At 46.3% G+C, this 13,694-nt stretch carries 14 protein-coding genes and 1 pseudogene; 4 read left to right on the top strand and 11 right to left on the bottom strand.

Annotated features, from left to right (window positions below):
- Positions 1–6 precede the first annotated feature (6 nt).
- The 4 genes from C943_RS11255 to C943_RS11240 all read right to left on the bottom strand — a co-directional run bounded on the left by C943_RS11255 (position 7) and on the right by C943_RS11240 (position 2,292).
- Positions 7–672: a CBS domain-containing protein gene (locus tag C943_RS11255; RefSeq protein WP_008627722.1), complete on the bottom strand. Its 666-nt coding sequence runs from the start codon at positions 670–672 to the stop codon at positions 7–9.
- A 65-nt stretch (positions 673–737) separates the two neighbouring features.
- Positions 738–1,319, bottom strand: a complete 582-nt coding sequence (locus C943_RS11250; RefSeq protein WP_008627721.1) for an anthranilate synthase component II — start codon at positions 1,317–1,319, stop codon at positions 738–740.
- A complete protein-coding gene (locus tag C943_RS11245) occupies positions 1,303–1,842 on the bottom strand; it encodes a CvpA family protein (protein WP_008627719.1) in 540 nt (179 codons plus the stop codon). Before C943_RS11245 ends, C943_RS11250 begins: the two co-directional genes overlap by 17 nt.
- Positions 1,843–2,292 (bottom strand): GatB/YqeY domain-containing protein, encoded by a 450-nt coding sequence (locus C943_RS11240; RefSeq protein ID WP_008627718.1) that lies wholly within the window; start codon positions 2,290–2,292, stop codon positions 1,843–1,845.
- A 62-nt stretch (positions 2,293–2,354) separates the two neighbouring features.
- Here C943_RS11240 and C943_RS11235 point away from each other — a divergent pair, with 62 nt between their 5' ends.
- Entirely contained in the window at positions 2,355–3,071 is a 717-nt protein-coding gene (locus C943_RS11235; protein WP_008627717.1) for a pyridoxine 5'-phosphate synthase, read from the top strand.
- A 9-nt stretch (positions 3,072–3,080) separates the two neighbouring features.
- On the opposite strand, the gene C943_RS11230 is transcribed toward C943_RS11235, so the two are convergent.
- From C943_RS11230 to C943_RS21740, 7 genes and pseudogenes are all read right to left on the bottom strand, one after another.
- The gene (locus C943_RS11230) at positions 3,081–4,151 is read right to left on the bottom strand and encodes a DUF3810 domain-containing protein (protein WP_040480222.1); all 1,071 of its coding nucleotides are present in this window, start codon (positions 4,149–4,151) and stop codon (positions 3,081–3,083) included.
- A gap of 18 nt (positions 4,152–4,169) precedes the next feature.
- On the bottom strand, positions 4,170–4,751 hold the full coding sequence (locus tag C943_RS11225; RefSeq protein ID WP_008627715.1) for a NifU family protein: 582 nt from the start codon (positions 4,749–4,751) through the stop codon (positions 4,170–4,172).
- Between the two features lie 89 nt (positions 4,752–4,840).
- Positions 4,841–5,503, bottom strand: a complete 663-nt coding sequence (locus tag C943_RS11220) for an outer membrane beta-barrel protein (protein ID WP_008627714.1) — start codon at positions 5,501–5,503, stop codon at positions 4,841–4,843.
- 41 nt (positions 5,504–5,544) lie between these two features.
- Complete coding sequence (locus C943_RS11215) at positions 5,545–8,301, bottom strand: TonB-dependent receptor (RefSeq protein ID WP_008627712.1); 2,757 nt, start codon at positions 8,299–8,301, stop codon at positions 5,545–5,547.
- Between the two features lie 107 nt (positions 8,302–8,408).
- Positions 8,409–8,633, bottom strand: coding sequence for a hypothetical protein (locus C943_RS11210; protein ID WP_008627709.1), 225 nt, complete (start codon positions 8,631–8,633; stop codon positions 8,409–8,411).
- Positions 8,634–8,661: 28 nt separating this feature from the next.
- Positions 8,662–10,200, bottom strand: coding sequence for a glutamate--tRNA ligase (gene gltX / locus C943_RS11205; protein WP_008627706.1), 1,539 nt, complete (start codon positions 10,198–10,200; stop codon positions 8,662–8,664).
- A 211-nt stretch (positions 10,201–10,411) separates the two neighbouring features.
- Positions 10,412–10,513, bottom strand: a pseudogene (locus tag C943_RS21740) (50S ribosomal protein L19); the annotation flags it as partial.
- Between the two features lie 341 nt (positions 10,514–10,854).
- On the opposite strand from C943_RS21740, the gene C943_RS11200 reads away from it, so the two are divergent.
- The 3 genes from C943_RS11200 to C943_RS22635 are packed head-to-tail and all read left to right on the top strand — an operon-like array spanning position 10,855 to position 13,670.
- On the top strand, positions 10,855–12,081 hold the full coding sequence (locus C943_RS11200) for a hypothetical protein (RefSeq protein WP_245545536.1): 1,227 nt from the start codon (positions 10,855–10,857) through the stop codon (positions 12,079–12,081).
- Between the two features lie 55 nt (positions 12,082–12,136).
- Positions 12,137–13,309, top strand: coding sequence for a hypothetical protein (locus C943_RS11195; protein WP_040480217.1), 1,173 nt, complete (start codon positions 12,137–12,139; stop codon positions 13,307–13,309).
- Positions 13,293–13,670 (top strand): DUF1573 domain-containing protein, encoded by a 378-nt coding sequence (locus C943_RS22635; protein ID WP_081610472.1) that lies wholly within the window; start codon positions 13,293–13,295, stop codon positions 13,668–13,670. Before C943_RS11195 ends, C943_RS22635 begins: the two co-directional genes overlap by 17 nt.
- Positions 13,671–13,694: the final 24 nt, after the last annotated feature.

The raw sequence follows: 13,694 nt of genomic DNA, 5'->3' as shown, positions 1-13,694 counted from the left end.
CAAGGTTTATAGCTCCAAAAACCTCAAAAGGTTACCGATTCTTTCCTGTTCGCCGCTAACGCCTTCCTCTTCTTGGTAATGATCCAGTATTTTGTAGCCAAACCGTTCCAAGGTTGCTTTGATATGCCGCATTTCCGTCCGGTCCAGCTTTAGTGTCAGCTTAATTTTAGAGTCGTCCAAAGGATCATTGGAGATGAAGGAACTGAGGATTTTTGTGTTTTCCGATTCGATGATGCGGGCGATTTCAAAGAGGCTGTAGTCCGTCATAAACATGGAAAGTACCACTACTGCACCTTGGGACTGAATCGAAAGCGAGTTGGCAAAGGCGCCTATCGCATCCTCCATGGTCACCACGCCAAGGTAATTGTTTTCCCGGTCAACCACCGCTACCATATTGGAATGGTTTTCCGAGGCGACTTTGATGACATCATAGATATGTTTGTCTAGGTAAACAAAGCATGAAGGCGAATCCAGTTCGATTTTGGAAACGGCGAGATCTGGGTTGTTCAGGGAAAAAATCAGGTCCTCAGTCACAAATCCCAGGAATCTTCCCCCATCCACGACAGGAAGTTGGCCCGTCCTGATTTCTTCCATCCAGCCCAAAGCCATCTTCACCTTGTCTTTCAGCTTCAAGGGGGGGATCAGATTATTGATGAATTCGTAGGCCTGCATGCAATAAAGATATTAAAGGAATTTGAATAAAAAAACGAAATTTCAAGCCTGCTGGTTCGACCCGATCACAAGGTTTTCGGAAGAATATTTGCCCACCGGAGCCAGTTTTGAATGATTTCTTTTCCAAATTCCGTCAAGTAGGCTTCCGGGTGGTATTGGATTCCCAGAATCGGCAATTCCCGATGAGCAATCGCCATCACTTCACCTTCATTTGTTTCGAGCAACACTTCCAAGCAATCAGGTATCTCCGTCAATAGCAGGGAATGGTAACGCGTGACCATGAATGATTCCGGCAATCCGGATAGTATTTGGTGTGTGGAAAGGGATTTCACGGCATGCACTTTTCCATGGACGGGTTGCTTCCCTTTTGCCAGGGTAGCACCCCAATGTAGGCCGATCGCTTGGTGTCCAAGGCAAATCCCGAGAATGGGAACCTTTTCAGCAAAGTGGCCTAATATCTCCATCAGGTTTCCCGCTTTTTCGGGTGATTCTGGGCCGGGAGACAGGATCAATCCTTCCCAGTTTCCGGCTGTAAGTGAATGCAAGGATTGGTCATTTCGGACGATTTTGAGGGGGATTCCGGTCTGCAGGAGGTAGTCGGCCAGGATATGTGAAAAGGAATCGAAATTGTCAATCAACAATACCATCCGCTGTGGCCTTTACCAAATCATAAATCTTGTCGATCGTATCCTGAAAAATCGGCAGCAAAGGCTGCACCCACGCCACGATCCACGGCGCAATCGGCTGGACGAAGGGGTAGATTTTGGAATCTTTGGTCCAGTTGGCGATGAAGGAAAATTCAAAAGACTCGGCAATCCATATCAGAAAACTCAAAAAGAGGACGGATTTGAACACCCCCAATATACCTCCCGCAATGTCATCCGCCGTTCCCAGTACAGTGATGTCCATGGATTTTTTGACCAGAAAAGCCAAGCCGCGGACGATCATCAGCACTCCAAAAAAGATCAGCAAAAATGCAACAAAGGGCAGTACAAAGGAAGAATCCTTGAGTTGTTCTGCCAAAATGCCGGCACCCCAATGCATCAGATGAAATGCCAACATCAATGCGACAATAAAGGCAACAAAAGAAATCAAGCCCACAAATAGGCCTTCTTTGAATCCTTCATAGGCGCCAATGGCCAAAAATATGATGATCAGGATATCAAACATCTACGCAAGAAGTTCTTTCACTTTTTGGGAAATGAGTTTGCCGTCTGCTTTTCCAGCCAGGGATTTTGTGGCTACACCCATTACCTTGCCCATATCTTTTGCGGAGCTCGCACCTGTGTCGGCAATGATTTTTTTCAATTCCGCCACCAATTCTTCCTCTGTAAGCTGCTTGGGCAAAAACTCATTGATGATGGAAAGCTCAGCCATTTCCACTGCAAAGAGGTCCTCGCGGTTTTGCTGCTTGTAGATGTCTGCCGAATCCTTCCGCTGCTTGGCTGCCTTGGTCAGGAGTTTGATTTCATCGTCAGCCGTAAGATTTGCGCCCGCACCCTCCTTGGTTTCTTCCAGCAGGATGAGCGATTTGATTGCACGAAGCGCCCGTAGCCTGTCTTTGTCTTTGGCGAGCATTGCGTTTTTGATCTCCGATTCTATGTTTGCCTTCAAGCTCATGATCTTGTTCTTTGGGTTATCGGTGTAAATTTGCGGTAAAAGTACCCCTAAAATTAAGTAAAATGACCAAACTCAGTGTAAATATTAACAAGATCGCGACGCTGCGCAATGCCCGCGGAGCCAACAACCCAAACCTTGTACAAGTGGCATTGGATGCGGAAAGATTTGGTGCCCAAGGCATTACTGTCCATCCCAGACCTGATGAGCGGCATATCAAATTCCAAGATGTTCTGGATTTGGCGAAGGTGATCAGCACTGAGTTCAACATCGAAGGCTATCCGGACCAGCGGTACATGGATTTGGTCAAATTGGTCAGGCCGGCACAGGCGACTTTGGTGCCCGATCCGCCGCAAGCAATCACTTCTTCAAGCGGTTGGGATACGATTGCCCATCAGGCTTTCTTGAAGGACGTTGTTTCTGAGTTACAGTCCTATGGCGTGAGGGTGTCTATTTTCATCAATCCCGAGGTGAAATTTTTTGAACCTGCAAAGACTACGGGTACAGACCGGGTGGAATTGTACACGGAACCTTATGCCTCCAATTACCCTATCAATCGTGAAAAGGCAGTGCGACCTTACGTGGAAGTTGCTGCAATCGCAAAGGAATTGGGCTTGGGACTAAATGCCGGACATGATTTGGATCTCCACAATCTCAAGTTTCTCAAACAATCCATTCCGTTTTTGGACGAAGTGTCCATCGGTCACGCCTTGATTTGCGATGCATTGTATTACGGTTTGGAAAATACAATCCAAATGTACCGTCGCCAATTGGAGGATTGAGCTTAGCAATTATTCTTTCAGCCGGTTTCTCCAGGCAAAAGCGAGCATCGGGAGTTCCTGGTAGCTGTTTACTCCCGCTTTCACGCCTTGGGTTTTGAGAAAAAGATCATTCGACTTGCGGCTGATCTCCAGATTAAAGGGTTTGATCAGCTCGTTGGATTTCTGGATCGAAACCAGGTCGTTTCGGATTCCGGCGGGTAGGGATTTATAAAAATCAATGTAGACTTCCTTGGACATTCGGTAGAGGTCGCGCATTTGGTAGCGCAATAGCCGCAATTGTCCAGAATATTGGAGCAGAGCCTCCTCCGAATTGCTGCAAATGACCCAAGCAATGAAATTGGCCTCTCCTTCGTCGGTCACACCGTAGCTGTGCGCCATTTCGTGGGCAATGGTAAAAGGTTTTTCGAGTGGGTGCAAGGTGGGGTCGATGTAGCTTTCGCCTGTGTAGGGGAAATAGATTCCCAAAATTCCCATCCTTCGCATAAATCCTGCGGGGTAAAATTGCTTCGTGCGGGGATTTCCTGTAAAGTTCAAGCCCAGCAGGTAGAGATTTTCCCGCATGTTGGCCCGTACCAATTTTTCCAAATCCCCGTAATCCATAATCGATTCTATCGCCACGGTATCTTCCTCGATATTAGCGCGAAGCTGGTTGACGATATTGGCTGTGAGTTTGATTTCACCGAGGAGTTGATCTTCATTGAGCGGCACGGGTGTGATGCCGATTTGTTTGAATATCGGGATCCTTTGGTAATTGTATCCCCACAATATCAGGAAGAAAAACACAATCGCTCCTAGGTAGTTGGCCAAGGAACGGATGGAATAGCCGACCTTATCTTTCCATCCCTCCATGCGCCAGACTTTGTAGAAATAGATTCCCAAAAACAGGAATATGGATGCCACAAAAATGTAGACCGTGGCAAATGGCAGGATGGAAAGTGTATTGTCGATGAGATTACGGATGCCGGGAAAAAACAACCGAGAGTAAAAAAGCTCTGTTTTCTCCGGATATTTAATGGCAAAATGCCTAGCCAGCACGCTGACTAGGCCTAGTGAAGCCCATGTATAATTTCCCCTCAACATCCGAGACCCTGGTTCAACTTAGATTCCTTCGGCCTGTACCTCGGAAACTTCCGGAACCATTCGTGTCAATAGGTTTTGGATGCCGGCTTTGAGTGTCACGGTACTGGACGGACAGCCCGAGCAGCTTCCCTGGAGCAATACCTTCACGATGCCATCATGGAAGCTATGGAATACGATTGCTCCACCGTCCTGCTCGACTGCCGGGCGGATATATTCGTCCAAAATACCCTTGATTTTCTTGACCGTTTCCGAGTCGTTTTCATCAAAAAGTGGGTCTTTGTCAAAAGTGACCTGAACGGCTGCCTTTCCGGCTTCCAGGTATTTCTTGATATGGTCACGAATGAAATCCTGTATTTCTGGCCATTCGACCGAGGTTTTCTTAGTGACGGTCACAAAATTGGAAGTGATGAACACCCGCTCAACAGCCGAGAAATTGAAAAGCTCATGGGCAAGGGGGGAGTTTTCCGTACTGGCTTGGTCGGGATAGTCAAAGCTGATTCCCTCGTCTGTGAGCATGAAATTGACGACAAACTTGAGCGAATTTGGGTTGGGATTCGCTTCCATGTATATGTGGACAGGTCTTTTTTGAGTTTGGAGCATGGTGTTGATTTTAGATTCTAAACACGATTTATCGTTCAAAGTTCCGCTTTCTTGTCCTTATCGGAAAATTGTCAGCATGAGTTGGACAATTAGTCGTCCTGGTATTTCTTTTTCAGAAACTGAAACATGTATGTCAGCGTGATTTCGATGTTGGTGGAATTCATGTCAAAAATCCGGTCTTGGGTTTCCGGTCTTCCAAATTCATAGGAAAATCGAAAGTCTCCCTCCAAGGTACTTTTTCCAAAGAGTTTTGAAAGTCCCGCTCCGGCCGTGATGCCGTACATGAATCTGTTTGGATCGTCGGATGGTCCTCCATAGGTGGGCAGATTCGTTTCGTCACCTTCGAAGCCTCGCTGCACATCACGTGCCTGCAGCATATACCCAATGTGCGGACCAAGCTTAATGTGGAACCTCCCGCTTTTTCCCGCATAGAAATTTGAGAGAACGGGTACTTTCAGGTAATCCCATTCGGAAATGTTCGTCTGGTTCAGTTCGTTGCTTTGCGTGTAGCCCAAAGTGATTTTTTGGAATTCGATCTGGATTCCGGCGTTTTTGGACGCAAAGTGTTCAATGACGAGCGCAAAAGTAGGGGCTGTAATTCCGCCAGTTCGTACTTCAGCTCTGCCTGGACTGTATCTGTACCTCATCGTGGAGGAAGATATACCGCCCCGAATGCCGATGCTTGTCTGCGCCCATGTCTCTACAGACCCAAATACCAAAAGACAAAAGAGAACGGCAATAAATTTTTGCATGCCCAAAAATAAGCGTTTACGACCATTTCTCACCAAGAAGCCTATTGTTTCACCTTTATTTGAAATCTGGCTTGAATAGGGTTCCCTTTCTGATCAACTCCTTCGACGACGACGATCTTTGGGGCAGGGCTGTCGTTGGTGAAGAAAATTACCTGGATTTGTCCTGAGTCGGGGTCGGAGATGAGTTGGGGATTCCAATACAAAGTCGCTCTTTCGTCCCATTGCGGAGCTTCCTCCAGTTGTTCGTAATCGAAGACTAAGAAATTTCCGGGTAAGGAGAAACCTTCCAACGTAAACGAGTTTATGTCTTTGCTAGCGAGATTCGGCAACGGTGAATTTCCCCCGCCTTTCTTGAGATAGACTGCAATGACACCGTTCCTGCCTTGGTCGCCCATCATCGAACTGGTCCGAGAAACTACCTCCACACGTTCCACGTCGTTGGGATTGATGGTCGCGAGGTTGGCTGCGACAGAACTCCCCGGTAAAATCGCACCGTCAAGCATGACCATGGGTTCCTGGGAGTTGGATGCGGAAGCCGCCCCACCTCTCAGTCTTACTTGTCCGAGCGTGGTGACCGACATGCCGGGCACATACTGTTTGAGGCTTTGAAGCAAATCTGTGGTGTTTCCCCCACGCATCAAATCCTCGCCATTGACTACATAATCGGGATTGCCATAGATGGCGCGGGTCCCTGAGGATTCTTTGGTTTCATTGACCGTCACCGTCTTGAGATCAATTGTTTTGTCAGTCTCCGTTTGCCAATGTTGGAAAATAGGCTGATCGACGGTGGAGATTTTAGGCATGCTGGTGGATGAGGGTACAAAAAAGGGAGGAACAAGTCTCGGCGTAAATTGGAAAGTACCTCGGGCATTTCCTTTTTTGTCCAATGTCATCAAAACAAAGTCTAATGGCCCGTAATAGTCCATTTGGTCGAGTACAAACTTACCCTCGCTGTCCGTTTGCAAGTCCACCGAGCCTTCGAAATTGTTAAAATAGGCCGTGAAAGGTACTGCTTCCGGTTTGCCTTTCTCGTTGGTAAATTTGCCTGGCATCGAGAGGTCGTTTTCGATCGGATACAAAAATTTATCCGTATTGATATTGGCTGGGACTTCCGAGAGTTTCATGCCATCGATTATTCCGGGGTTGATATTTACTGGGGTGGCGTAATGGGCGTCGGTAACAGAAACTGAGAGATTAGCAAAAATGGGGTCTCCCGTCCTGTCCCGCAGGCTAATCGTTAGGACAACTTTTTCACGTTTGTCGTAGGATTCCTTATCGGTCGAGAACCCTGCCTGGGCAAAGGGTGAATCCACTTTTGGTTCATCGCCCGTGATGCGGTCAAAGGCAGAGATGATGGGCAGCGCCTTCACAAAATAGCTTTCCGGTCCATAATTGCGGTTCCAGTTGGTGTAGGCACGCAAATAGTATTCCTTTTGTGCAAGCGTGTCGGGCAGGTAAATCGTTCCGATTACCTGTCCATTATCGATCTTGAATCTTTTCTGGATGACGATATCCCGCTGCTTTGAAATTATCTCCACATGCATGACTTTGCTGAGATCCTTTTTGAACTCTGGACTGGAATAGTTTACATATCCTTTGAAGAAAAGTTGGTCACCTTGGTAGTAGTAGGGACGATCCAAGTGTAGGTAGACTTTTTCCTGGAGGTTTGCGGCATTTTTTGCAAGGCTCGAATTTGCTCCTTCCAGGTTTGGTTTGAAATCAAAGGGAAGTAAGGTGGAGACTTTGCGCTTGTCCATATCTCCCGAGAATGTCAGGTCTTTTTGGTTGATGACCATGCCGTTTTCTGTGACATAAACGTAACCCCCGTTTACTTCAAGCCAAGAAATGGGGTAAGGTGCATCCTTGTAGGTGTTGACGTTGGAGAAACCTTTTTCATAATGGATTTCGATCCGGCCTTTAAGGTTGATGCGGTATTCGCCCGGTCTGCGGCCTGGGCCGACAAGGTTTTCTGGCTTGTATTCAATCACGGATTTTCCGAGTTCATTGGCAAAGACATCCGTGCGCATATTGCGTGTTTCTGCACCTCCAGGTTTGTCTCCATAAAGGAAAAAGCCTTCTTGGTTGTGGCGGTTGGAGATCATCGCCCGAAACATGTTCATCGGGCTTTTGAGGTATGTGTCGGTACGGTTCTTGGCCCATTTGTCTTTTACGGCCTGATTCGAGGTGTCCATTTCCATAAACCGCGTGGCCCCCGCAATGCGGTAGAATTGCTGTGTGACGAAAAATTCCCGCAAGTCAAAAGTGATTTTGTAGCCGAGCGCGTCATTTCGGATTTCGATGGGTTGGTAGGCGGATGCTTTGAAATTGCTGGCGGAATTGTCACTCGGGAAGTCAATCACCCAGGGATTGAGGATCTCGCATTGGGCTGCGAAATTGTCATTTCCCAGGAAGTAATTTTTGAACCGACGGAGTTCGCGTTCCCAAGCTTTGTCCCTGGAAGCTTTTACCTCTATGTCTGAGAGTTCTTGCTCGAGAGAAACCATCGCGACATTGTACGTAAGTTTGCTCCCCGGCTTCACCGAGGCAGGTTTCTGAACAGCCTGGTACCCGATGAATGAAAATCCTAATTCCAGTTCGCCTTCTGGGACATTTTCCAGCACGTAGTTTCCGTCGATATCGGTCGTGGTGGCAATGGTCGAGTTAGAGATAAATACGTTGCAAAAAGGAAGCGGCTCTCCGGTTTTGCTGTCTGTGATTTTCCCGGAAATCGTCCCCGTTTGCGAAAATCCCGAATGCCAGGCGAGCACTAAGAACAAAATGCCAGTAAAAATTTTCATAGTGGTTTAGTTCGTAATTTACGAGTGAATATAGTTTTATTCTGAATGGTTTAAAAAATTGAGACACAAAAAATGCACAGACCTTAATTTCTGTGCATTTTTAAGCGTTATTCAGAATCGGTTTTTCCTTTTCTCTTCTTTTCAGTGGGAATATCCTCCAGATCGTCCCTGTCCCTGAGTTTTTTATCCTCTACGTTTTTGTTGAGAAACTCATTGATCTTGTCGATCGAGAAACTGCTGGATATTTCCCCAAATGAGTTGATACTCATTTTGAAGCCTTCCAAATCCTTGTGGACTTTCGGGTTTTCTTCCTTTTTTGGTTTCTTGGCCATAGTCTTTTGGATTTGTTCAATTACAAATTTACGATTGGATAGACAGGGTCTCTAGCGCAAATTTAATCCGTTTTGCCAATTCTTCTTTCCCGAGAATGCTGAATACCGCCATCAAATCCGGTCCGCCACCCAATCCAGTGACGGCCAAGCGTACCGCCTGCATCACTTTTCCAAGCTTGAATCCAGTGGTTTCTGCGGCTTTTTCGAGCAGTGCCTTCGCAGCTTCGGGGCTGAATTCTTCCGTGAATCCTTCCAGCTCTTCCATATACTGCGTCAAAACCGAAACGGCTTCCTGGTTCCATTTTTTGGAAGCGACTTCCTGGTCGAAGGTGGTCGGGGCGATGAGCATAAACTTGCTGTCTCTCCAAATGTCCTGAGGAAAGGTGACCCGGTCTTTCATGATATGGGCGATTTTCGCCGCTTTATCTTCTGAAATACCCAGTCCATCTTTTTCGATGTCGGCTTTGAGGAATGCACCTAGTTCAGCGTCGGTTTTTTCGCGAAGGTACTGTTCGTTGTACCATTTAGCCTTGTTGATATCAAACTTGGTTCCCGATTTGCCGATCCGCTCGATGGAAAATGCCTCGACCAATTCGTCCAAGGTAAACAATTCGCGCTCGTCGCCCGGATTCCAACCCAAAAACGCCAGAAAGTTCAATACCGCTTCAGGCAAGTAACCTGCCTCGCGGAATCCCATGGCTGTCTCCCCGGTCACCGGGTCTTTCCAGTCCATCGGAAAGATCGGAAAGCCTTGTTTCTCGGCATCTCGTTTGGACAGTTTGCCGTTGCCGTCCGGCTTTAGCAGCAGGGGCAAATGTGCAAACTGCGGCATGGTGTCCTCCCAACCCAAATACCGGTAAAGCAAAACATGCAAAGGCGCTGAAGGCAGCCATTCTTCACCTCGGATCACATGCGTGATTTTCATCAAGTGGTCATCCACGATATTGGCCAAGTGGTAGGTCGGCATGCCGTCGGATTTCATCAGGACCTTGTCGTCGAGGGTGCTGCTGTGTACCACGACCCAGCCGCGAATCATGTCATGCAGGCGCACTTCCTCCTTGCGGGGGATCTTGATGCGGATGACATAAGGTTCGCCGAAAGCAAGTCTTGCCTTCACCTCATCTTCAGACAGGGTGAGGGAGTTTTTCATTTGCGTGCGCGTGATGGAATTGTATTGGGGAGAGACCACACGGGCAGCGGTCAACCTTTCCCGCATGGCTTCCAATTCCTCGGCCGTATCGAAAGCGTAATAGGCATGGCCTTTTTCTATCAGGTCCAAAGCGTATTGCATGTACATGGGTTTCCGCTCCGACTGACGGTAGGGTCCGCAGTCTCCTGGGTGCCATGGGCTTTCCTCGGGGGAAATCCCCAGCCATGCCAAGGCTTCCTGGATGTATTCTTCCGCACCCGGCACAAAGCGGGCCTGATCTGTATCTTCGATGCGAAGGAGGAACTTACCTCCGGTTTTTCTGGCAAAAAGGTAATTGTACAGGGCGGTTCTCACCCCGCCGATATGGAGTGCACCCGTGGGTGAGGGCGCGAATCTGACGCGAACGGTTTGGTTCATGGACGATTGATTTCCGATTGAAAGAGGCTATGAAACATATCCTGTTCGGATTATTAGGGCGCAAAGATATAAAAACAAAGGCAGTAAAGCTGTCTAATTTGTGTATGAAGTCAGATAGGAATTTTGCTATCCTTATTGGCTCAAAATGAAACACAGAAAGCAAAAAAAAGGGAACCCGTTTGGATTCCCTTTTTGATACTGGTAAAGACGACTAGTCTTTGTGGTGTTTGATTTTTTCTTTGATCTTGGCGGATTTGCCTTGACGTCCCCTCAGGTAGTACAATCTTGCCCTTCTGACTTTGCCATCAGACATTGAAATTACTGATCTTTTAAAGGACAAACAAAAAAATCTCCTTACCTAATGTGTTCGATATATATATATATTTGTGAATGTTGGATTAGGCGCCGATCCCAAGAATTATTTTTAAAAACCTTTAATCTACAAAATCATGAGAAAGTTAAAATGCTTGATGGTTCCTCTTTTGTTCGTTTTGTTGAGTACGGACATCGTCAATTCACAGGTAGTGATTCCTGATCCGCCTAAGGAGAATCTGTGCAGGTGCCGGAAAGGGGGTTGTTTTGGTGGAAACCAAATTTCCCTGAATTCCAGATGTGGCCAAGGTTCATGTGCCGATGGTTCGTCAAATTGCCCCTATGATGCGCAACAAGGATAAATCTTGCCGTGGTCTGCACCCCGCCCGCCTCATATGGGCGGGGTTGTTTTGGAATGTCGATTATGTTTGGGCGTTGGCTCTTTTTTTTCTCTTTGGTTGCTCCTGGACTCAGAAAGAAGCAGTGATTCCTGAAATTAGGGACATCGATATCGTAGTCAAAGGAATCGAGATTGATACACTCTATTTGGAAAGGGAGTATTTTTCTGGGGTTGGTTTTTTTGCAATGGGGTCTGACACCCTCTTTTTTGTGGATCAGATTTTTGCCAGCATCCACGTCTATGATCATTTAGGTCGATTTTCGGGAAGTTTTTTGGGTAAGGGAGAAGGTCCTGAAAACCAGAACAATATCCATGGTTTTTCGCCCTATGCGAATGAGGGTAATCACCTTGTGTTGGACAATTTCGAGTTGGTGCAATTCGACGGTAGCTTTAAAAAGACTGATAAATGGCCTTTGGAATGGGAGTATTCAGATAGTTATTCTGAGATGTTGAATAGGCCTTCCGGAAAGATGCTCGGATTGTATGAAGTAAATTGGATGGGCAATGGGGCAAATACTAATTTTGAATTATTTGGCACACCGGGAACCGAAGAAGTATTGATTCCGATCACGATGACACACCCGTTATTAAACGGTTATTTATCGGAAGAGTACTATGAGGAAGTTTCGATTCTTGGTCGGTATAGTTTGAAGTCGAAGCGGGTTGTCCAAGGCATAGGGCTGAGGTCAAAAGAGTATTTGTCGAATAAGTTCGTGCCAAACTTCGATTTTTTTCAATTTGAGACAGTCGGAGACAGCATTTTCGTTTCATTCGCCATTGATCCATTGATTCATGTATTTGATAGGGAAGGGAGGCTTCTAATGCTTTTCGGCTCAGACGGAACCAACATGAAAAAGGATTATCCAAAGACCAATACCATCGAGGACGCCTTAGACAGGTATGCGCTCGATTTGGAAATGGCTGGCTATTTCGATCATTTGTATGTAGAACCGCAGAGCGGCATGGTATTCAGATCCTATTTTCAAAATGGGCGTCTGGATCAAACTTCCCGCCTTCAGATTTACGATCGTTTCAAGCTGATCGGTGACCTGGAAGTACCCGGCCGGTTCAGGGTGATTGGTAAAGCGGGAGATTTCTACTACGCGGATGGGATTGTGGACGAGGAAAACGATAAGTTGGCGATTTACAGGTTCAAACTAAAGCATTGAGATGGGTGGGCTGCGGCTATGTTTTTCGTTATTGTGTCTTGTCTATCACATGCCAATGAATTTGACGGCACAGAAGCTAATTGCGATGAATTCCGAGGGACAGACTATCCCGTTCTTCACGGCTTCGTCGAAGAATATGGCAGTGATCAAAGTCGGAGACGAGCATGGTCAGGTTTTCTTTACAGAAGATGAATTGGAAAAATCTCCGATTTGGATTATCCAGCACTTGGCGTTTGAGGACTATGCACTTGATGTTTCCGCGATGCTAAGAGAGGAGAATCAGATTATTCTGAAAGACCGCACGATTGATTTACCGACAGTCGGGGTGAGTCCGCTTACTCCGGAGACCTTGGCAAGGTTTGCCAAATCATCGATTGGTAAAATTTCGGAAAAGCTGAATTTTTCCAAGGCAATCTTATCTGAGGTGTCAAGTGATCAGGTATTCCAAAGTCTTGGTTACTTCTTCCATTCTGGACTTAGTGACCGGGCCAAAGTAGATTCCCGTTTCCAAACAGGTAATTTTTCATTTTTGGCGGCACAGTCCAGGCTGTTTCAAAATGACTCAAAAAGCCTACCCTATAAAACCAAAATAGGAGTTGCCGCCGTTTTTCTAAATGATATTTTGTTTGCGGTTTTGGACTCAAAGACCAAGGATTGGTTGCAAGCAGAGATAATTTGTGGTCAGTTTGAATGCATGACAATTAAGGATTTTCCTATTCTGATCAAGTTTTTTCCAGATGGGCAATTGCATAGCCTTGAAATACCGGCCCGAGAGTTCAAACATGTGAATGGCAAATTCTACACCGTCTCGGGTAGAGTAGAGTTTATCCAGACGAGTGACCTGCCCTTTTTTTCCAAGATTGAATTTGAGGTAAACGATTCAAGTCAAAAAACGCAGGTGTATTGTTCCGTTCTAGAGTTGCCGTTAGAAGTAATTAAGCCTGAGTCCCTACAAACACAAAAAGCGACTGGTACTTTTCTGTCAGCGCTGGGCTCTTCCACGTCATTTCCCGATTATACCGTCGGAGGAAAAGAGTTTGAAAAGTATTTTCGATCCAAGAGTTTGTCCAATCCTCAGGTTAAAGCCCATAAGCTCACCGAAGAATCTTATTTCTATTTTGAAAAGATGGGTGAAAAGGATCCCAGTTCTGTAAGGTATATGCGGGAAACATCCGAGTACATCCGATCAATAATCAAAACATTGGAAGCACATGGGCTGGTGTGGTAGGCTATTGATGATCTTATTTTGCGCTTCGTTTGAACTAAGCGTATTCAATCAACAGCAAGTTTTTTTGGAACCGAGGATAGTGTGGATAGATAGATCAGAACTTATTGGTGCCGAGAGTATTAAAAGTACGTTCACCTTACATAATCGGGGTAGCCAAAAAGTGAACATATTGTCCGTGAAACCTGATTGTAGTTGCACGGGATACCATGTAACTGCCAAGGAAATCAAACCAAACACGAGGATTACCCTTTCTTTGGATTTTCAAGGAGAGAGCCTCCTTACCATGTCGGAATTATACGCCGTCATAGAGACAGATGGTAATCCAAGGTATCTAAAGGCCTCGATAAAGGTTAAAAAGTAGCTTTGTTATTGGCACGGAAATTCT

The organism is Mariniradius saccharolyticus AK6, from assembly GCF_000330725.2.
GTDB lineage: Bacteria > Bacteroidota > Bacteroidia > Cytophagales > Cyclobacteriaceae > Mariniradius > Mariniradius saccharolyticus.
This window is presented reverse-complemented; position numbering and strand designations above follow the sequence as displayed.

Excerpts from the sequence above, each read along its gene's own strand:
- C943_RS11230 (WP_040480222.1), bottom strand. The coding sequence starts at position 4,151 with ATGTTGAGGGGAAATTATACATGGGCTTCACTAGGCCTAGTCAGCGTG.
- C943_RS11235 (WP_008627717.1), top strand. The coding sequence starts at position 2,355 with ATGACCAAACTCAGTGTAAATATTAACAAGATCGCGACGCTGCGCAAT.
- C943_RS11200 (WP_245545536.1), top strand. The coding sequence starts at position 10,855 with ATGATGCGCAACAAGGATAAATCTTGCCGTGGTCTGCACCCCGCCCGC.
- C943_RS11245 (WP_008627719.1), bottom strand. The coding sequence starts at position 1,842 with ATGTTTGATATCCTGATCATCATATTTTTGGCCATTGGCGCCTATGAA.
- C943_RS11195 (WP_040480217.1), top strand. The coding sequence starts at position 12,137 with ATGAATTTGACGGCACAGAAGCTAATTGCGATGAATTCCGAGGGACAG.
- C943_RS22635 (WP_081610472.1), top strand. The coding sequence starts at position 13,293 with ATGGGCTGGTGTGGTAGGCTATTGATGATCTTATTTTGCGCTTCGTTT.
- C943_RS11215 (WP_008627712.1), bottom strand. The coding sequence starts at position 8,301 with ATGAAAATTTTTACTGGCATTTTGTTCTTAGTGCTCGCCTGGCATTCG.
- C943_RS11250 (WP_008627721.1), bottom strand. The coding sequence starts at position 1,319 with ATGGTATTGTTGATTGACAATTTCGATTCCTTTTCACATATCCTGGCC.
- gltX (WP_008627706.1), bottom strand. The coding sequence starts at position 10,200 with ATGAACCAAACCGTTCGCGTCAGATTCGCGCCCTCACCCACGGGTGCA.
- C943_RS11210 (WP_008627709.1), bottom strand. The coding sequence starts at position 8,633 with ATGGCCAAGAAACCAAAAAAGGAAGAAAACCCGAAAGTCCACAAGGAT.
- C943_RS11255 (WP_008627722.1), bottom strand. The coding sequence starts at position 672 with ATGCAGGCCTACGAATTCATCAATAATCTGATCCCCCCCTTGAAGCTG.
- C943_RS11240 (WP_008627718.1), bottom strand. The coding sequence starts at position 2,292 with ATGAGCTTGAAGGCAAACATAGAATCGGAGATCAAAAACGCAATGCTC.
- C943_RS11220 (WP_008627714.1), bottom strand. The coding sequence starts at position 5,503 with ATGCAAAAATTTATTGCCGTTCTCTTTTGTCTTTTGGTATTTGGGTCT.
- C943_RS11225 (WP_008627715.1), bottom strand. The coding sequence starts at position 4,751 with ATGCTCCAAACTCAAAAAAGACCTGTCCACATATACATGGAAGCGAAT.